The sequence below is a fragment of the Rhodanobacter sp. Soil772 genome (assembly GCF_001428385.1).
GTDB lineage: Bacteria > Pseudomonadota > Gammaproteobacteria > Xanthomonadales > Rhodanobacteraceae > Rhodanobacter.
In genome coordinates this window covers 1,163,259-1,181,920 of sequence record NZ_LMSK01000002.1, presented here as the reverse complement: position 1 = coordinate 1,181,920, position 18,662 = coordinate 1,163,259, and the positions used below count along the sequence as shown (strand labels likewise).

Genomic DNA, 18,662 nt, shown 5'->3' with positions numbered 1-18,662 from the left:
TAAAGCCCCTGGCGGTGACCTACTCTTGCATGGCAAAGCCACACTACCATCGGCGCATGCGCGTTTCACTTCTGAGTTCGGGATGGGATCAGGTGGTACCACGCCGCTATGGCCGCCAGGGAAGGGGTGGGAGCAGCGCGTGTGCGCCGGCTCCACATTTTTGAAGAGGCGACCCTGACAGCCGGCTCTCCCGTGAACAGTCCTCCATCGAAGAGTTGAAGAGTCCGGCCATGGATGGCCGGTCTTGACTCTCCGTGAGAGGATCTCACGTCAAATAAAGTGTAAACGAGTGACAAGCGTCGAGGTGAATGCGAATCGGACTTTCGTTAAAACCCGCGAAGCAACTTGGGGTTATATGGTCAAGCCTCACGGCTCATTAGTATCAGTTAGCTGAACGCATTGCTGCGCTTCCACACCTGACCTATCAACCACCTAGTCTTGATGGTGCCTTAAGGAGAGTCAAGCTCTCGGGAGATCTCATCTTGGGGCGTGCTTCCCGCTTAGATGCTTTCAGCGGTTATCACTTCCGTTCGTAGCTACCGGGCAATGCCATGGGCATGACAACCCGAACACCAGCGGAACGTCCACTCCGGTCCTCTCGTACTAGGAGCAGCCCCCCTCAAATCTCCAACGCCCACGACAGATAGGGACCGAACTGTCTCACGACGTTCTGAACCCAGCTCGCGTACCACTTTAAATGGCGAACAGCCATACCCTTGGGACCGGCTACAGCCCCAGGATGTGATGAGCCGACATCGAGGTGCCAAACACCGCCGTCGATATGAACTCTTGGGCGGTATCAGCCTGTTATCCCCGGAGTACCTTTTATCCGTTGAGCGATGGCCCTTCCATACAGAACCACCGGATCACTATGACCTACTTTCGTACCTGCTTGATCCGTCGATCTCGCAGTCAAGCACGCTTATGCCATTGCACACAGTGCGCGATGTCCGACCGCGCTGAGCGTACCTTCGTGCTCCTCCGTTACTCTTTGGGAGGAGACCGCCCCAGTCAAACTACCCACCATACATGGTCCCTGACCCGGATTACGGGCCGAGGTTAGAACGTCAAGCACTTCAGGGTGGTATTTCAAGGATGGCTCCATGCAAGCTAGCGCCTGCACTTCAAAGCCTCCCACCTATCCTACACAGAAGAACTCAACGTTCAATGTAAAGCTATAGTAAAGGTTCACGGGGTCTTTCCGTCTTGCCGCGGGAACGCTGCATCTTCACAGCGAATTCAATTTCACTGAGTCTCGGGTGGAGACAGCGCCGCTGTCGTTACGCCATTCGTGCAGGTCGGAACTTACCCGACAAGGAATTTCGCTACCTTAGGACCGTTATAGTTACGGCCGCCGTTTACTGGGGCTTCGATCAAGAGCTTCGCCTTGCGGCTGACCCCATCAATTAACCTTCCAGCACCGGGCAGGCGTCACACCCTATACGTCCACTTTCGTGTTTGCAGAGTGCTGTGTTTTTGATAAACAGTCGCAGCGGCCAGGTTACTGCGACCCATCGACGCTCAGTCACGCACGTGACCACGTCAATGGGCGCACCTTCTCCCGAAGTTACGGTGCCATTTTGCCTAGTTCCTTCACCCGAGTTCTCTCAAGCGCCTTGGGATTCTCACCCTGCCTACCAGTGTCGGTTTACGGTACGGTTTTTCTACAGCTGAAGCTTAGTGGCTTTTCCTGGAAGCGTAGTATCAGTCACTTCGTCCAAATAGGACTCGTCTCGGTGCTCGGCATAAAGGGTCCCGGATTTGCCTAAGACCCATGCCTACCGCCTTTCCCCGGGACAACCAACGCCCGGTAGACCTAACTTTCTCCGTCCCCACATCGCACTGTAGAAAAGTGCTGGAATATTAACCAGCTTCCCATCGACTACGCATTTCTGCCTCGCCTTAGGGGCCGACTCACCCTGCGCCGATGAACGTTGCGCGAGGAAACCTTGGGCTTTCGGCGTGGGGGCTTTTCACCCCCATTATCGTTACTCATGTCAGCATTCGCACTTCCGATACCTCCAGCAGACTTTACAATCCACCTTCACAGGCTTACGGAACGCTCCTCTACCGCGTACACATAAATGTGCACACCCCGAGCTTCGGTGCATAGCTTAGCCCCGTTAAATCTTCCGCGCAGACCGACTCGACCAGTGAGCTATTACGCTTTCTTTAAAGGATGGCTGCTTCTAAGCCAACCTCCTGGCTGTCTATGCCTTTCCACATCGTTTTCCACTTAGCTATGACTTTGGGACCTTAGCTGCGGGTCTGGGTTGTTTCCCTTTTCACGACGGACGTTAGCACCCGCCGTGTGTCTCCCGGATAGTCTGTCCTGGTATTCGGAGTTTGCCATGGTTTGGTAAGTCGCGATGACCCCCTAGCCATAACAGTGCTCTACCCCCAGGAAGATTCGTCCGAGGCGCTACCTAAATAGCTTTCGAGGAGAACCAGCTATCTCCGAGTTTGTTTAGCCTTTCACTCCTATCCTCAGCTCATCCCCATCTATTGCAACAGATGTGGGTTCGGTCCTCCAGTGCGTGTTACCGCACCTTCAACCTGGCCAAGGATAGATCACTCGGTTTCGGGTCTACTGCCTGAGACTATGCGCCCTATTCAGACTCGATTTCTCTTCGCCTCCCCTATACGGTTAAGCTTGCCACAGACAGTAAGTCGCTGACCCATTATACAAAAGGTACGCAGTCACCCTTGCGGGCTTCCACTGCTTGTACGTATACGGTTTCAGGGTCTATTTCACTCCCCTCTCCGGGGTTCTTTTCGCCTTTCCCTCACGGTACTAGTTCGCTATCGGTCAGTCAGTAGTATTTAGCCTTGGAGGATGGTCCCCCCATGTTCAGACAAGGTTTCACGTGCCCCGCCTTACTCAATTTCACACAAAGTGCCCTTTCGTCGACTGGGCTATCACCATCTATGGCCGGCCTTTCCATGCCGTTTGACTAGAACACAATGTGCTTTTGGGCTAGTCCCCGTTCGCTCGTCGCTACTCAGGGAATCTCGGTTGATTTCTTTTCCTCCGGGTACTTAGATATTTCAGTTCCCCGGGTTCGCCTCGTACAGCTATGTATTCACTGCACGATACCGCTTGCGCGGTGGGTTTCCCCATTCGGACATTGCCGGATCAAAGCTTGTTGCCAGCTCCCCGACACTTTTCGCAGGCTGCCACGTCCTTCATCGCCTCTGACTGCCAAGGCATCCACCGTATACGCTTAGTCGCTTGACCATATAACCCCAAGTCGCCTCGGGGCTTGCACCCTCCTCAGGTGCAGCCAAGTTACTTCGTTTTCGTGCCTTAACACTTGTCTCGGTTCGGTTCGAACCAAGACGCTTGTCACTCGTTTACGTGTTTTCAAAGAACATCGTGCCGGCCTCAATGCCGGTCGATTTCAAAATCTTTTGTGTGCTGATACTTCACGCGGCGCTTGATGGTGGAGCCTGTCGGGATCGAACCGACGACCCCCTGCTTGCAAAGCAGGTGCTCTCCCAGCTGAGCTAAGGCCCCAAGGTATTCTTGGAATAATGGTGGGTCTGGGTGGACTCGAACCACCGGCCTCACCCTTATCAGGGGTGCGCTCTAACCACCTGAGCTACAGACCCATGAAAAGAGCCCCAGAACCCATACCAAGCTGCCTGGAACCCAGTTCAAAGCGGCTGTTGGTGAAGAGTCCGGCCAGGAATGGCCGGTTTTGCTCTTCGCAACAGGACGTTGCATAAAGCAACGCCTTTGCGTGAAGTACAGGTGTCTTGTGTGGACGTCTTGCGTGAAGACTCACGCCGTCGTTTCTTGAAAGGAGGTGATCCAGCCGCACCTTCCGATACGGCTACCTTGTTACGACTTCACCCCAGTCATGGACCACTCCGTGGGCGTCGTCCTCCTTGCGGTTAGACTAACGCCTTCTGGAGCAACCCACTCCCATGGTGTGACGGGCGGTGTGTACAAGGCCCGGGAACGTATTCACCGCGGCATAGCTGATCCGCGATTACTAGCGATTCCGACTTCACGGAGTCGAGTTGCAGACTCCGATCCGGACTGGGATCGGCTTTCTGGGATTGGCTCCACCTCGCGGTATTGCAACCCTCTGTACCGACCATTGTAGTACGTGTGTAGCCCTGGCCGTAAGGGCCATGATGACTTGACGTCATCCCCACCTTCCTCCGGTTTGTCACCGGCAGTCTCCTTAGAGTTCCCACCATTACGTGCTGGCAACTAAGGACAAGGGTTGCGCTCGTTGCGGGACTTAACCCAACATCTCACGACACGAGCTGACGACAGCCATGCAGCACCTGTGTTCGCATTCCCGAAGGCACTCCCGCATCTCTGCAGGATTCGCGACATGTCAAGGCCAGGTAAGGTTCTTCGCGTTGCATCGAATTAAACCACATACTCCACCGCTTGTGCGGGCCCCCGTCAATTCCTTTGAGTTTCAGTCTTGCGACCGTACTCCCCAGGCGGCGAACTTAACGCGTTAGCTTCGACACTGATCTCCGAGTTGAGACCAACATCCAGTTCGCATCGTTTAGGGCGTGGACTACCAGGGTATCTAATCCTGTTTGCTCCCCACGCTTTCGTGCTTCAGCGTCAGTGTTGTCCCAGATGGCCGCCTTCGCCACTGATGTTCCTCCCGATCTCTACGCATTTCACCGCTACACCGGGAATTCCACCATCCTCTGACACACTCTAGCTGCCCAGTATCCATCGCCATTCCCAGGTTGAGCCCGGGGATTTCACGACAGACTTAAACAACCGCCTACGCACCCTTTACGCCCAGTAATTCCGATTAACGCTTGCACCCTTCGTATTACCGCGGCTGCTGGCACGAAGTTAGCCGGTGCTTATTCCTCAGGTACCGTCAGCCCCATAGGTTATTAACCCGTGGTATTTCGTTCCTGATAAAAGTGCTTTACAACCCGAAGGCCTTCTTCACACACGCGGCATTGCTGGATCAGGCTTGCGCCCATTGTCCAATATTCCCCACTGCTGCCTCCCGTAGGAGTCTGGGCCGTGTCTCAGTCCCAGTGTGGCTGATCATCCTCTCAGACCAGCTAGCGATCGTCGCCTTGGTAGGCCATTACCCTACCAACTAGCTAATCGCACATCGGTCCGTCCAACCGCGCGAGGCCCGAAGGTCCCCCGCTTTCTCCCGTAGGACGTATGCGGTATTAGTCCCGGTTTCCCGAGGTTATCCCCCACGTCTGGGTAGGTCCCGATGCATTACTCACCCGTCCGCCACTCGCCACCCACAGTATTGCTACTGCTGTGCTGCCGTTCGACTTGCATGTGTTAGGCATGCCGCCAGCGTTCAATCTGAGCCAGGATCAAACTCTTCACTTAAGTTTTCGATCATCCGAAGACAATCTATCTTTCTGAAGCGTTCTTCCCAACCAATCAAAACTCATTACTGACTTTTTACTTGGTGGGACGCTTGCATTGCTTGGACAGGTCGTAACCCTCCAGCACAAGACGTCCACACAATTCACCTGCGCACACTGTCAAAGATCCTTGTTCTGCATCCCGTTTCCGGTCTGCACCCCAGAACGTTTCGTCCCGGGTGAGCCGCCCATTCTACATCGCTTTTCTAGACCGTCAACACCCKCGGTGAAGCTTCTTCGAGGTCCCGCCAGTCCGTCTTGCGACGTTGGGCGACTGCGGGCCGCGAATAATACGGGCTGTGCTTCATTTGGCAGGACTTGATCCGGTCCGCCAGCGCCGGGTTGAACAGNAAGATCCTTGTTCTGCATCCCGTTTCCGGTCTGCACCCCAGAACGTTTCGTCCCGGGTGAGCCGCCCATTCTACATCGCTTTTCTAGACCGTCAACACCCTCGGTGAAGCTTCTTCGAGGTCCCGCCAGTCCGTCTTGCGACGTTGGGCGACTGCGGGCCGCGAATAATACGGGCTGTGCTTCATTTGGCAAGCGTTTCTTGAGAAAAATTTCACGGAATCTTCGCAAGCGGCTGTAGCATCGCCGAATTTTTCTTTTCCAGGACGCGCTCGCACACCGCCATGCCTGTCGGCGCAGGCGTACCAAAATCAGGCGAGCACGAGCCTCACGCGGGCAAAGTTGCGCTTGCCCACTTGCAGCACGCCTTCGAAGCCGGCACTGAAGACGCGCTGCGCGTCCTCCACCACTTCGGCGTCGATGCGCACGGCGCGCTCCTTCAACTTGCGATTCGCCTCGGAATTGCTGGCGGTGAGCCCGGCCGCAGTGAGCAAGGCGGCCAGTCGCATGCCTTCAGCCGACACCAGGACGTCGGCCTGCGGCAGCAGCGAGGTGTCGCCCTCGCCGCGTACGACGGCATGCCACCCGGCGATCGCCTGTTCCGCGGCAGCCGCGCCGTGGAAGCGCGTGGTCAGTTCGTGCGCGAGGCGCAGCTTGGCGTCGCGCGGGTTGAGTGCACCGCTGGCAATGTCCTGCTTCATCCGGGCCAGTTCGTCCAGCGACACATCGAAGCTGAGCAGCTCGAACCAGCGCCACATCAGTTCGTCGCCGATCTTCATGGTCTTGGTGACGATGTCGATCGCCGGCTCGTTGATGCCAATGTAGTTGCCCAACGACTTGGACATCTTGTTGACGCCATCCAGGCCTTCCAGCAGCGGCATGGTCAACACGATCTGCGGCGGCTGGCCGTGGTGTTCCTGCAGCGCACGGCCCATCAGCAGGTTGAACTTCTGGTCGGTGCCGCCCAGTTCCACGTCCGCCTTCAGCGCGACCGAGTCGTAGCCCTGCACCAGCGGATACAGGAATTCGTGGATCGCGATCGGCTGCTGCGCCGCGTAACGCTTGGTGAAGTCGTCGCGCTCGAGCATGCGCGCCACGGTGTGCTGGGCGGCCAGCCTGATCATGTCGGCCGCCGACATCTGGCCGAACCACTCGGAATTGAAGCGCAGCTCGGTCTTCTCGCGGTCCAGCACCTTGTAGACCTGCTCGGCGTAGGTCTCGGCGTTGGCCAGCACGTCTTCGCGGCTGAGCGGCTTGCGGGTGACGTTCTTGCCGGTGGGGTCGCCGATCATGCCGGTGAAGTCGCCGATCAGGAAAATCACCTGATGACCCAGGTCCTGGAACTGGCGCATCTTGTTCAGCAACACGGTGTGGCCAAGGTGCAGATCCGGCGCCGTCGGGTCGAAGCCGGCCTTGATCCGCAACGGACGACCGCTCTTCAGGCGCTCGGCCAGATCCTCCCGCTTGATGATTTCGTCGGCGCCGCGCGCAATCGTGGCCAGCGCCTGCTCAAGCTCGCTCATTAGGTTTCTCTCTGATGAAGTGGGCAGCGGCCCGCAATGTGACCGTGCCGTCAACGTTAATTGTGTGTTAACCAGGAATGCGTTGCAAACCCTTGATGCGAAAGGCGTTGACGCCCTTTGCACATGACCGTTATGGTACGCGCAGTTTGTTACTTTGTAGCGCGGGCGTGTACAGCATGGCAGAAGAAAAGCAGGGGGCGCGGCAAACCCGCAAGCAGGCGATCTGTCGCAAGGCGCAGCGTCGGCACTCCCACTTCTACGAGCGCCGTGCACACTGGTCGTTCAATCGTTCGGGCGAGATCGAGCCGATCCGCTGGAACCGCGAGCGCCTGGTGCTTGCCGGCACCGCGTTGCTGATCACCCTGTTGTCCGGTTTCATCATGCCCGCCTGGGCCAGCGCGATGCGTCCCGCGCCCACGCCGGAAGTGCACTCGTTGCTGCCGCTGGCGCTGCCCAAGATCGCGCCGGTCAGCGTCACGGCCGCGACCGTGGACGACTGGCAGGTAGTGCGGGTGCAACCGGGCCAGACGCTGTCGGACATTTTCACTGCCCGCGGCCTCGACATGACCGATCTGCAGAGGGTGATGGACGCCGCCGCCGGCGCGAAATCCGCCCTGCACAGCATTCGCCCGGGCCAGGAATTCGACTTCCTGCTCGGCAACGACGGCAGCCTCAAGGGCTTCCGCTTCGACCGTGACCAGGCCAGACGCGCGACCGTCCGTCTCGACGGCGCGCAGCCCAGCGTCGCCATCCAGCAGCGCGACATGGACCTGCGCGAACAGGTGGCGCACGGCGTGATCCGCAGCAGCCTGTATGCCGCCGGCGACCAGGCCGGCATGGACGCGGCGATGGTCGGCAAGCTTGCCGACCTGTTCAAGTACGACATCGACTTCGTGCAGGACATCCGCGTCGGCGACAGCTTCACGGTGATCTACGACGACATCTACCGTGACGGCGTGCGCTACGGCCAGGGCAACATCATCGCGGCCGAGTTCGTCAACCAGGGCAAGCGCTACACCGCCTACCGCTTCAAGAAGGCCGACGGCAACTACGGCTGGTACAGCGAGGACGGCCGGCCGATCCAGAAATCGTTCCTGCGCATCCCGGTCGACTTCACCCGGATCTCCTCGACCTTCAGCTCGGCCCGCATGCACCCCGTGCTCGGCCGCATGCGTGCGCACAAGGGCGTCGACTACGCCGCACCCAGCGGCACCCCGATCCACGCAGCCGGCGACGGCGTCATCAAGTACCACGGCTGGGAGCGCGGCTACGGCAACTTCGTGGTGATCCAGCACGACAAGACCATCAGCACCGCCTACGGCCACATGTCGCGCTTCGTGAGGGGTCAACACGTGGGCGAGCGCGTGCGCCAGGGCGAAGTGATCGGCTACGTCGGCATGACCGGCCTCGCCACTGGACCGCACCTGCACTACGAATTCCGCGTCAACGGCGTACAGCGCAACCCGCAGACGGTCACGCTGCCGAAGCCCGAGCCGCTGCCAGCCGTGCAGATGGCGCGCTTCAAGGCCGAAGTGGTGAAACCCCAGCTGGCACGCCTGACCGAACTGGACTCGCGCATCAAGCTGGCGCGTGCCAACGCCCCCGCCAACCACGACAACTGAGCGTCCGCCGCGCGTGGACGACGACGCCTCGGCGCTCTACCTCGGACTGATCTCCGGCACCAGCGCGGACAGCATCGACAGCGTGCTGGTCAGCTTCAGCCGCGGCGTACCGCAGCTGCTGGCCAGCCACGCACATCCCTGGCCCACGACGCTGCGTGAACGCATGCTCGCACTTGCCCAGGACGAGACCGCACTGGACCTGGATGCGTTTGGACGGCTGGACGTCGAAATCGGCCACGGCTTCGCCGACGCGGCGCTGCACCTGCTCGAACACAGCGGCACCCCGGCAACGGCCGTCCGCGCGATCGGCTCGCACGGCCAGACCCTGCGCCACCGCCCCACCGGAACGTACCCGTTCACGCTGCAGTTGGGCGATCCCAGCGTGATCGCCGAACGCTGCGGTATCGACGTGGTGGCGGACTTCCGCCGCGCCGATATCGCCGCGGGCGGGCAGGGCGCGCCGTTGCTGCCGGCGCTGCACGCGATGCTGCTGGCCCGGCCGGGACACGCTCGGGTAGTGCTCAACCTCGGCGGCATCGCGAACATCACCGTGCTCGGCGCCGACGGCCGCGTGCTCGGCTTCGACACCGGCCCGGCCAACGGCCTGCTCGATGCCTGGTGCCTGCGCCAGCGCGGCGAGTCGTTCGACCGCGACGGTGCGTACGCCGCCAGCGGCCACCTCGACGCCGGCCTGCTCGACGCCCTGCTGGCCGATCCCTATTTCGCGCTGCCGCCGCCGAAGAGCACCGGCCGCGAGCATTTCCACCTGGCGTGGCTGGCCACGCACACGCCCTCCGCTGCGTTGGACCCAGCCGACGTGCAGGCAACCCTGCTGGAGCTCACTGCGCGCAGCGTCGCCATGGCGATCGCGCAACACGCGCCGGATGCAGAAGAAGTGCTGGCCTGCGGCGGCGGCGTGCACAACGGCGCGCTGATGCGGCGGCTGGGCGAACTGCTGGCGCCCCGTGCACTGCTGAGCACATCGCGCTACGGCATCGACCCGGATTTCCTCGAAGCCACCGCGTTTGCCTGGCTGGCACGACAGCGCCTGCTCGGCCTGCCCGGCAACCTGCCGGCGGTCACCGGCGCGCGCGGGCCGCGGGTGCTGGGCGCGATCTACTCCGCACCCGCCGCGGGTTCGTCGTAACGGATGCGCTCCGGCGCCAACTGGGTCGGACGGGTCTGCGCCAGCGCGCGCAGCGCTTCCTGGAATACCCCCTGTTCCGCGGCTTCCCACTGACCTTCGAGCACGGCCAGCGCTTCCGGATCGCGCAGGCTTTCGCTGAAATGCTGGGCGGCCGAGATACCCAGGCCATTGCGCAAGGCGTGCAGCATCACGTCGTTGACCGAGCACTGGCGCTCCCTGGCCAGCGCCCGGATGCGTTCGGTGAGCAGACTGTCGACGTACTGCAAGATCATGTCCGGCACAAGCGTCACTCCCTGTTGCACGTGCCCCTGTCGTGCCGGATGTTTGCACAGCCACGGCGAAGCCAGGCATCGCGACCGCCGTTTCGTGGATGACTTGGCAGTTTCACTGTGAGCGCCGCCACGCTGCCCGGCTGGTCGCCTACGCAGCCGCTTCCGCCGCCACACGCGCGCGTTCGACACCGCGGAAGTAGCGCCACAGGCAGGCGAACAGCAGCATCGACGGCAGTACCGCCAGCACCGTGATGACGAAATAGCCGCCGTAGCCGGTCGTCGTGGCGATGCCGCCGGCAAAAAAGCCGAGCAGCTTGCCGGGCAGGTTGACCAGCGAGCTCAGCAGCGCGTACTGCGTCGCGGTGTGCTGGCGGTTGACCAGCGAGGACAGGAACGCCACCGTCGGCGGCCCCAGCATGCCCAGGGTCAGGTTTTCGCCGGAGATCACCAGGGTCAGCACCAGCAGGTTGCCCGGATGCGCGATCAACAGCAGGTACAGCAGGTTGCTGCAGCCGCACAGCACGATGGTGACGCCGAGCGGACGCCAGGCGCCCCAGCGCGCCACCGCGGCGCCGCCGATGAACACGCCGACGATGCCGATCCAGATGCCGTAGATCTTGGTGATCGTGCCGATCTCGGTCTTGGAGAAACCCATGTCGCGATAGAACGGGCTCATGATGCCGCCGATCGTGGCCTGCTCGGGCATCTTGAACAGCAGCAGGAACAGCAAGGTCACGCCGGCCAGCGCCCAGCCGTAACGACGGAAGAAATCGGCGAACGGGTCGATCACGCTCTCGCGCATCGCGTCGCGCCAGCGCGTGGCCCGTATCCGCAACACGTCCGGCTCGCGTGCCATCAGCGTGGTCGCCAGCGGCACCGCCATCGCGATCGCCATCAGCGCGTAGACCAGCCGCCACGGCAGGTGATCGGCCAGGATCAACGCCACCGCACCGGCCAGCAGCAGGCCGATCCGGTAGCCCAGCGAGTAGGTGGCGACCAGCGCGCCCTGCGCCTCGATCGGCGCGATCTCGATGCGGTAGGCATCCACCGCGATGTCCTGGGTCGCGCCAAAGAACGCCACCACCAGCGTGGCCGCCACGAACGGCACCAGCTGCACCGGCGTCAGCAACGCCATCGCCAGCAACCCGACCACCACGCCCAGCTGCGCGAACAGCAGCCAGCCGCGGCGCTGGCCGAGCCGGGCGAAGCCGGGGATCCGCCAATGGTCGAGCAGCGGTGCCCACACGAACTTGAACGCATAGGTCATGCCGGCGCTGGCGATCATCGTGATGTCTTTCAGATCGATGCCGTTTTCCTTCAGCCAGTACGCCAGCGTGCCGGCCACCAGCAGGAACGGCAGGCCGGAGGAAAAGCCGAACAGGAACATCGTCCACGCCGCCGGCTGGGCGAACGCCCGCCATACCGACGGCTTCGCCGGCTTGGGCGGCGGCGGCTCAGTCGGCATAGTCGACGGTGTACGGCGCGTGGTCGGAGAAGCGCTGCTCGCGGTAGATCGCGCAGTCGCGCAGGCGCTCGCGCAGCGACGGCGTGACGACTTGATAGTCGATGCGCCAACCCACGTTGTTCGCACGCGCCTGGCCGCGGTTCGACCACCAGGTGTATTCGACCGCCTCCGGCCTGATCGCGCGGAAGCTGTCGACCCAGCCGCGCTGCTGGAACAGCAGGTCCAGCCACGCGCGCTCCTCCGGCAGGCAGCCGGAGTTCTTCTGGTTGGACGACCAGTTCTTGATGTCGCTCTTCGTGTGCACGATGTTCCAGTCGCCGCAGATCACGTAGTCGCGGCCGCTCTTCAGCCACTTGTCGAAGATCGGCGTGATCCACTCCATCGCCTTGAACTTGAACTGCTGGCGCTCGTCGCCGGAGGAGCCGGACGGGAAGTACAGCGAGACCACGCTGAGGTTGCCGAAGCGTGCCTCGATGTAGCGGCCTTCGTTGTCGAATTCGTCCCAGCCCAGTTCGGTCAACACCTGGTCGGGCTCGCGCTTCGCGTAGATCGCCACGCCGCTGTAGCCTTTCTTGCTGCTGGCATCGCGGTAGAAGCAGTGGTGGCCGTCGGGACGGAACATCGCGTCGGTCAGCTGGCCTTCCTGCGCCTTGGTTTCCTGCAGGCAGACCACGTCGGCGTCCTGCTTGCGCAGCCAGTCGAACACGCCCTTGGTCGCGGCCGAGCGGATGCCGTTGGCGTTGAGGCTGATGATGCGCATGGGCTCTCCCGATCTCGTGATGGGTGATCATAACAACCACGGCACCCCGCCACCGCCATGGAAGCGAACATGCCAGCCACTGCCGCCATCCGCGTCGTTCCGGTCGACGATGCATTGCGCCCGAAGCTGCTGGGCCTGCATGTACTGCCGGCCCAGCGCGGCTGGGTCGGCGCGATCGCCGACCTGCTGGCCGACGTGGCGCTATGCCCCGGCAGCGAAGCGATGGCGATCCTGCACGACGCCACGGCCATCGGCTACTACCGTATCGAGTCCACGCCGCACAGCGTGACCGGGCGCGATCTCGAACTGCCGTCGCTGGGCCTGCGCGGGTTCTTCATCGATGCCGCCTGGCAAGGTCGCGGCCTGGGCCAGCTGGCGTTGCAGGCGATGTTCGCCGACCTCGCCCGGCGTCACCCGTGGGCGCGCCAGCTGGCGCTGATGGTCGACCGCAACAACCACGCAGCCCTGCGGCTGTACCTGCGCGTCGGCTTCAGCGACCGCGGCGAGCTGTACCATGGCGGGCGTTCCGGCCCGCAGCACCTGCTGCTACGACCGCTGCCCTGACCCACCGTTTGCGAGAGACCCGTGCACGACTATCAGCGCGACTTCATCGAACTCACCCTGCAGCGCGAGGTGCTGCGCTTCGGCGATTTCACCCTGAAGTCCGGCCGCCACAGCCCGTACTTCTTCAACATGGGGCGGATCGACTCCGGCGCCGCGCTGGCCCAACTCGGCCGCGCCTATGCCGCCGCGGTGGTCAACGCCGGCATCGCCGTCGACATGCTGTTCGGCCCCGCCTACAAGGGCATCGCGCTGGCCGCCGCCACCGCCATCGCGCTGGCCGATGGCCACGGCCGCGATCTGCCGTGGGCCTACAACCGCAAGGAAGCGAAGGATCACGGCGAGGGCGGGGTGCTGGTCGGCGCCCCGCTCAAGGGCCGCGTGCTGATCGTCGACGACGTGATGACCGCCGGCACCGCGGTGCGCGAATCGCTGGCGCTGATCCGCGCGCACGGCGCCACGCCGGCCGGCGTGCTGATCGCGCTGGACCGGCAGGAGCGCGGCCAGGGCGAGCGCTCCGCCGCGCAGGAAGTGACCGCCGACTACGGCATTCCGGTGATCGCGATCACCGGCCTCGACGACGTGCTGGCATATGCCGGCGAGCGGCCGCAACTGGCCGCCGAGCACGCCCGCCTGCTGGCTTATCGCGAGCGCTACGGGGTTCAGCGTTGAGTTCATCGTTCGACCGATAGACTCAGGCGAACCCGGTCACACTGGCAGCCGTTGCCGTCGGCGCGGACCTAGGCAGCGCGGCAGCGCTGGCTATACTGGGCAACGAGAGAGGAACCCATGCGCAAACCATTGCTCGTCATTGCTGCTGTCGTACTGGTCGCGAGCCTGTCGGTGTCCGCCCAGAACACCGGCAACATCCGTTACAAGTGGTACGACGGGCAAGGCCTGGTGCACTTCAGCGACAGCCTGACCGCCGAAGCGATGAAATACGGCTACGACCTGGTCAACGACCGTGGCCTGGTGGTGCAACGCGTACCGCGCCAGCTGAATGCCGTAGAGCGCGCCGCCGCCAACAAGCTGGCCGCCGAACAGGCGGCCCAGCAGCGCGCCGCGCAGGAGCGCGCGAACGCCGACACGCAGATGCTGGCGGCCTACCCGGACGAGGAGTCCTACCAGATCTCGCTGCAGCAGACGCTGGACACCAACGACCAGCAGATCCACACCACCCAGATCAACTTGCGCAGCCAGGAAAAGGCACTGACCGACCTGCTCGGCCGCGCGGCCGATCTCGAAAACGCCAAGAGCCCGGTGCCGAAACCTCTGGCTGACGGCATCACGCAGCAACGCAACGTGGTCGCCGCCCTGCGCAACACACTGCGCCGCCAGCAGGCCTTGCGTGCGCAGACCGTGCAACAGCAGGTCGGGCAGCTGGCGCATTACCGCGAACTCAGGGCGGCGCAGGAGCAGCCGGCGGAGTAGGGCGATAAGGCGGCGGCGCGAGCCCCCTCGTCCGCCGCGCGGGCATCTTTTCCCCGGCGAAGAGAAGTGATTTGCGGCAGCCCTCGACAGTCGAGGGTCGCTGCTTTCAGAACGGCAGCTTCAGCCTGTGATCCACCGCCAGCAGCTGCTGACGGAAGATTTGCTGGATCCGCTTCAGCGCCGCCGGGTTGTCCGCCTCGAAACGCAGCACCAGCACCGGCGTGGTGTTCGACGCGCGTACCAGCCCCCAGCCGTCCGGCCAGTCCGCGCGCACGCCGTCGATGGTGATCAGGGTGGCATCCTCGAAGTTGGCCTGCTGGCGCAGCTTGTCCATGAAGCGGTAGTGCTCGCCCTCGGCCAGCTCGATCTTCAGTTCCGGCGTGGAGACGCTCTTCGGCAACGTCGCGAAGATCTCCTCCGGGCTGCGCCCCTGCAGGTCGCCGGCGAGGATCTCCAGCAGCCGTGCGGCGGCATAGACGCCGTCGTCGAAGCCGTACCAACGCTCCTTGAAGAAGAAGTGCCCGCTCATCTCGCCGGCCAGCTCGGCGCCGGTCTCGCGCATCTTCGCCTTGATCAGCGAATGCCCGGTGCGCCACATCAGCGGACTGCCGCCGGCATCCAGGATCTGCCCTTTCAGGTGGCTGGTGCACTTCACGTCGTAGATGACCGTGGCGCCGGGCTGGCGCGACAGCACGTCGCGCGCGAACAGCATCAGCAGGCGGTCCGGATAGATGATCTCGCCGCCCCGGGTGACCACGCCGAGGCGGTCGCCGTCGCCGTCGAACGCCATGCCCAGGTCGGCGCCGGTCTGCTTCACCGCGAGGATCAGGTCTTCCAGGTTGGCCGGATCGGACGGGTCCGGATGATGGTTCGGGAACGTGCCGTCGACGTCGCAGTACAGCGGGATCACCTCGCAGCCGACGCCTTCCAGCACCTGCGGCGCGATCGCGCCGGGAATGCCGTTGCCGCAGTCGACCACGACCTTCAGGCGGCGCTCGGCGAGCACGTCGGCGATGATTTTCTCGATGTAGTCCGGCGCCACGTCGACCTGACGCAGGCCACCGCCGCCGCCACTGGCCAGCGCGCCGCTGGCGATGCGCTGGTACAGGTCCTGGATCGCCCCTTCGGACAGCGTCTCGCCGCCGACCACGATCTTGAAGCCGTTGTAGTCCGGCGGGTTGTGGCTGCCGGTGACGGCCACGCCGCAGCCGGTGTTGAAGCGGTACGCGGCGTAGTACACCACCGGGGTCGGCACCGCGCCGATGTCGATCACGTCCACGCCGGCCTCGCGCAGGCCCTCGGCCAGCGCACTGGCCAGCTCCGGCCCGGACAGCCGGCCGTCGCGGCCGACCACGATCTCGCGCAGGCCCTTCTCGCCCATCAGCGTGCCGATCGACTGGCCGAGCGCGTGCGCCACGTCCTTGTTCAAGGTCTTGCCGACCACGCCGCGCACGTCGTACGCGCGGAAGATGGTCGGGTCCACACTGACCGCCGCGGCGACCGGCGGCGGCGCGACCGGCGCGGACCGGACGCGGACCTCGGCGGCCTTGCTGACTTCGACCGGTGCTTCGGACGGTTCCTCTTCGGACGGCACCGGTGCCCGCAGGTGGCGCAGGCGCAGCCACAACAGGTAGCCGCCGCCGCCGAGGCCGAACAAGGTCAGCAAGCCGCTCAGCAGCCACGAACGCGGCAACACGATGAAGGCACCCGGCAGACCGGCACCGACACTGAACACGCTGCCCGCGATCGGCTTGCCGGCCGCTTCGGCTTCGGCCGAGGCGGTGCCGTGCGAAAACAGTTGCACGTAGCCGCTATCGTCGCCCTGGCGCAGGTCGAGCCGGCCGCTGGCCGGTGAAATCGCGGCGAAACGCTGCTGCAGCGGAGCGAACGGCAGCTCGACCCAGGCCCAGGCCTGGGCCTGCTGCGGCGGCCCCAGCGGAATCACCAGGCTCAGCCGGCGATCGCCGTTGCCATAGGAGACGCTCTGCGCCAGCGGCACCCCCTCGGCGCTCTGCGCGGCCATCAGCTGGGCCGCCTTGGCATAGCCGAACTCGCGGTAATTGGCCTTGAGCACCTCGTTGAGGTCGCCGCTGTACAGCTCCAGCTTCTTCGCCTGCGGCAGCTGCTGGCGCAGCGCCGCGGCAGACCGCGCCGGGTCGCTCATCAAGGTCGCCGGGTCCACACGGGCCAGCACCTTTTCGACTGCGCCGCGCTGGTCGGCGATTTCCCCGGACAGCGCCTTGACCGCCTCGTCCTGGGCCATGTGCACGCGCTGGACCGCATTGCCTTCGTCGGCAATCAGCCAAGTCTGCCATGCGCAGAACAGCCCCAGCAGCAACAGCACGGTGCCGCCGGCCAGCGGCAGCAAAGCCTGCCAGTCGACCTGCAGGCCGCGCAGCCGTTCGTTCGCGATGTTCAACGCCATATCCCGCTCCCGCGGCTGTAGCTGCGGGCCGGCCCGATCCGCTCGGGCCAGCTCATCTGATCTATTGGATGCCGGTGGAACCGAAGCCGCCGCCGCCGCGCTGGCTGGGCGCGAAGTCGGTCACGATGTTCAACCGTGCCTGCGCCACCGGCACCAGCAGCAACTGGGCGATGCGGTCGCCTACTGCAATGGTGTACGACTGGCTGCCGCGATTCCAGCACGAAATCATCAGCGGGCCCTGGTAGTCGGCGTCGATCACCCCGACCAGGTTGCCCATCACCAGCCCGTGCTTGTGGCCCAGCCCCGAGCGCGGCACGATCAGCGCGCACCAGCCCGGGTCGCCGATATGGATCGCGATGCCGCTGGGCACCAGTGCGCTTTCGCCCGGCGCCAGGGTCAGTGGCGCATCCAGCGCGGCGCGCAGGTCCATGCCGGCACTGCCGGGCGTGGCGGCCTGCGGCAGCGGGATGCTGTCGCCGAGACGCGGATCGAGGATCTTCAGCTCGACGTCGATCGTCATCCGCGCGTCGCCCGGTAGCGTTCGGCCACATGGGCGATCAGCTGGCGCGCCAGTTCGGCTTTCGATGTCCGCGGCAACTCGACGGCGCCGTCGGCCCAATACAAGGTCAACGCATTGTCGGTCGCCTCGAAACCGAGACCGTCGCCCACCTGGTTTGCCGCAATCATGTCCAGCCCCTTATGGCGCAGCTTGCCCTGCGCATAGCTCGCCACATCATGCGTCTCCGCGGCGAATCCGACCAGGAACGGGTGCGCGGTTTGCGCGGAAAGGCCGGCCAGGATGTCCGGATTCTCGCCGAGACGCAGGGTGAGTTCGCCGCCGTCGTGCTTCTTCAGCTTCTGCGCGGACACTTCCAGCGGGCGATAGTCGCCCACCGCCGCCGCGCCGATGTAGATGTCCGCTTGCGTGGCGGCGGCCAGTACCGCCGCGTGCATCTGCGCCGCACTGCGCACGTCGACGCGGCGCGCCACACTGGCCGGCGTGGCCAGGCTTACCGGGCCGGCCACCAGGGTCACTTCGGCGCCGGCCTGGGCAGCCGCTTCGGCTACCGCGAAACCCATCCGGCCGGAGCTGCGGTTGCCGATGAAGCGCACCGGGTCGATGTCCTCGTAGGTCGGGCCGGCGCTGACCAGCACCTTCAGCCCGGCCAGCGATCGGCTGCCGAACGAGGCCACCAGCGCGTCGCGCAATTCGTGCGGCTCCAGCATGCGGCCGCTGCCGACGTCGCCGCAGGCCTGGTCGCCCACCGCCGGCCCCAGCAACTGCGCGCCGTGCTGGCGCAAGGTGGCGATATTCGCCTGCACCGCCGGGTGCGCCCACATCTGCTGGTTCATTGCCGGCGCCAGATACAGCGGCGCGGCGCTGGCCAGGCACAGCGTGGTCAGCAGGTCGTCGGCCATGCCGTGCGCCAGCCGCGCCAGCAGGTCGGCGCTGGCCGGCGCCACCAGAATGCGTTCAGCCCAGCGCGCCAGTTCGATATGCCCCATCGCAGCCTCGGCCTGCGCGTCCCACAGGCTGACCCGCACGGCCTGGCCGGACAGCGCCTGGAACGTGGTCGGGCTGACGAAGTGGGTGGCGCCCTCGGTCATCACCACGCGCACTTCGGCGTCGAGATCGCGCAGGCGGCGAACCAGTTCGCAGGACTTGTAGACGGCGATGCCGCCCGACACTCCGAGCAGGATGCGGCGTTGGGCAAGACTCATG

Annotated in this window: 12 protein-coding genes, 2 tRNA genes and 3 rRNA genes; 5 read left to right on the top strand and 12 right to left on the bottom strand. The window is 63.9% G+C overall.

All coding sequences use genetic code 11. The features are described 5' to 3' along the window. Positions 1 to 6: 6 nt before the first annotated feature. The 6 genes from rrf to tyrS all read right to left on the bottom strand — a co-directional run bounded on the left by rrf (position 7) and on the right by tyrS (position 7,256). Positions 7 to 120 (bottom strand): 5S ribosomal RNA (gene rrf / locus ASG75_RS11660). 235 nt (positions 121 to 355) lie between these two features. Further along, a 23S ribosomal RNA gene (locus ASG75_RS11655) occupies positions 356 to 3,238 on the bottom strand. Between the two features lie 203 nt (positions 3,239 to 3,441). Further along, a tRNA-Ala gene (locus ASG75_RS11650) sits at positions 3,442 to 3,517 on the bottom strand. Positions 3,518 to 3,535: 18 nt separating this feature from the next. After that, positions 3,536 to 3,612, bottom strand: a tRNA-Ile gene (locus ASG75_RS11645). 190 nt (positions 3,613 to 3,802) lie between these two features. Next, positions 3,803 to 5,347: ribosomal RNA gene (locus tag ASG75_RS11640) — 16S ribosomal RNA — on the bottom strand. Together the 16S, 23S and 5S rRNA genes with 2 tRNA genes alongside form the textbook arrangement of a ribosomal RNA operon. Before the next feature lie 697 nt (positions 5,348 to 6,044). Next, the gene (gene tyrS / locus ASG75_RS11635; protein WP_056389093.1) at positions 6,045 to 7,256 is read right to left on the bottom strand and encodes a tyrosine--tRNA ligase; all 1,212 of its coding nucleotides are present in this window, start codon (positions 7,254 to 7,256) and stop codon (positions 6,045 to 6,047) included. Between the two features lie 176 nt (positions 7,257 to 7,432). Here tyrS and ASG75_RS11630 point away from each other — a divergent pair, with 176 nt between their 5' ends. Together ASG75_RS11630 and ASG75_RS11625 are read left to right on the top strand one after the other, a co-directional pair. Further along, entirely contained in the window at positions 7,433 to 8,878 is a 1,446-nt protein-coding gene (locus ASG75_RS11630; protein ID WP_056389090.1) for a peptidoglycan DD-metalloendopeptidase family protein, read from the top strand. 13 nt (positions 8,879 to 8,891) lie between these two features. Then, a complete protein-coding gene (locus ASG75_RS11625; RefSeq protein WP_056389086.1) occupies positions 8,892 to 10,025 on the top strand; it encodes an anhydro-N-acetylmuramic acid kinase in 1,134 nt (377 codons plus the stop codon). Here the strand turns inward: ASG75_RS11625 and ASG75_RS11620 are convergent. The 3 genes from ASG75_RS11620 to ASG75_RS11610 form a co-directional block, all read right to left on the bottom strand. Continuing rightward, complete coding sequence (locus ASG75_RS11620) at positions 9,995 to 10,297, bottom strand: hypothetical protein (protein WP_235580216.1); 303 nt, start codon at positions 10,295 to 10,297, stop codon at positions 9,995 to 9,997. The genes ASG75_RS11625 and ASG75_RS11620 overlap by 31 nt on opposite strands. Before the next feature lie 148 nt (positions 10,298 to 10,445). After that, positions 10,446 to 11,684, bottom strand: a complete 1,239-nt coding sequence (locus ASG75_RS11615; RefSeq protein WP_056389401.1) for an MFS transporter — start codon at positions 11,682 to 11,684, stop codon at positions 10,446 to 10,448. A gap of 67 nt (positions 11,685 to 11,751) precedes the next feature. Beyond that, a complete protein-coding gene (locus ASG75_RS11610) occupies positions 11,752 to 12,522 on the bottom strand; it encodes an exodeoxyribonuclease III (protein ID WP_056389083.1) in 771 nt (256 codons plus the stop codon). Positions 12,523 to 12,591: 69 nt separating this feature from the next. On the opposite strand from ASG75_RS11610, the gene ASG75_RS11605 reads away from it, so the two are divergent. From ASG75_RS11605 to ASG75_RS11595, 3 genes are all read left to right on the top strand, one after another. Then, positions 12,592 to 13,086 (top strand): GNAT family protein, encoded by a 495-nt coding sequence (locus ASG75_RS11605; RefSeq protein ID WP_056389398.1) that lies wholly within the window; start codon positions 12,592 to 12,594, stop codon positions 13,084 to 13,086. Positions 13,087 to 13,107: 21 nt separating this feature from the next. Then, a complete protein-coding gene (pyrE, locus tag ASG75_RS11600) occupies positions 13,108 to 13,755 on the top strand; it encodes an orotate phosphoribosyltransferase (RefSeq protein WP_056389080.1) in 648 nt (215 codons plus the stop codon). A 117-nt stretch (positions 13,756 to 13,872) separates the two neighbouring features. Continuing rightward, positions 13,873 to 14,514, top strand: a complete 642-nt coding sequence (locus tag ASG75_RS11595; RefSeq protein WP_056389076.1) for a DUF4124 domain-containing protein — start codon at positions 13,873 to 13,875, stop codon at positions 14,512 to 14,514. Positions 14,515 to 14,620: 106 nt separating this feature from the next. Here the strand turns inward: ASG75_RS11595 and ASG75_RS16700 are convergent, their stop codons facing one another. The 3 genes from ASG75_RS16700 to coaBC all read right to left on the bottom strand — a co-directional run bounded on the left by ASG75_RS16700 (position 14,621) and on the right by coaBC (position 18,661). Then, on the bottom strand, positions 14,621 to 16,939 hold the full coding sequence (locus ASG75_RS16700; RefSeq protein ID WP_056389071.1) for a phosphomannomutase/phosphoglucomutase: 2,319 nt from the start codon (positions 16,937 to 16,939) through the stop codon (positions 14,621 to 14,623). A gap of 61 nt (positions 16,940 to 17,000) precedes the next feature. Next, a complete protein-coding gene (gene dut, locus ASG75_RS11585; protein ID WP_056389068.1) occupies positions 17,001 to 17,459 on the bottom strand; it encodes a dUTP diphosphatase in 459 nt (152 codons plus the stop codon). Next, positions 17,456 to 18,661, bottom strand: a complete 1,206-nt coding sequence (coaBC, locus tag ASG75_RS11580) for a bifunctional phosphopantothenoylcysteine decarboxylase/phosphopantothenate--cysteine ligase CoaBC (RefSeq protein WP_056389065.1) — start codon at positions 18,659 to 18,661, stop codon at positions 17,456 to 17,458. The genes dut and coaBC overlap by 4 nt, the downstream gene beginning before the upstream one ends. Position 18,662: the final 1 nt, after the last annotated feature.

Bases quoted from the DNA above. Each gene is read 5' to 3' on its own strand.
- ASG75_RS11615 (WP_056389401.1), bottom strand. From the start codon at position 11,684: ATGTTCCTGTTCGGCTTTTCCTCCGGCCTGCCGTTCCTGCTGGTGGCC.
- ASG75_RS16700 (WP_056389071.1), bottom strand. From the start codon at position 16,939: ATGGCGTTGAACATCGCGAACGAACGGCTGCGCGGCCTGCAGGTCGAC.
- ASG75_RS11595 (WP_056389076.1), top strand. From the start codon at position 13,873: ATGCGCAAACCATTGCTCGTCATTGCTGCTGTCGTACTGGTCGCGAGC.
- tyrS (WP_056389093.1), bottom strand. From the start codon at position 7,256: ATGAGCGAGCTTGAGCAGGCGCTGGCCACGATTGCGCGCGGCGCCGAC.
- ASG75_RS11610 (WP_056389083.1), bottom strand. From the start codon at position 12,522: ATGCGCATCATCAGCCTCAACGCCAACGGCATCCGCTCGGCCGCGACC.
- ASG75_RS11620 (WP_235580216.1), bottom strand. From the start codon at position 10,297: ATGATCTTGCAGTACGTCGACAGTCTGCTCACCGAACGCATCCGGGCG.
- dut (WP_056389068.1), bottom strand. From the start codon at position 17,459: ATGACGATCGACGTCGAGCTGAAGATCCTCGATCCGCGTCTCGGCGAC.
- ASG75_RS11630 (WP_056389090.1), top strand. From the start codon at position 7,433: ATGGCAGAAGAAAAGCAGGGGGCGCGGCAAACCCGCAAGCAGGCGATC.
- ASG75_RS11605 (WP_056389398.1), top strand. From the start codon at position 12,592: ATGCCAGCCACTGCCGCCATCCGCGTCGTTCCGGTCGACGATGCATTG.
- coaBC (WP_056389065.1), bottom strand. From the start codon at position 18,661: ATGAGTCTTGCCCAACGCCGCATCCTGCTCGGAGTGTCGGGCGGCATC.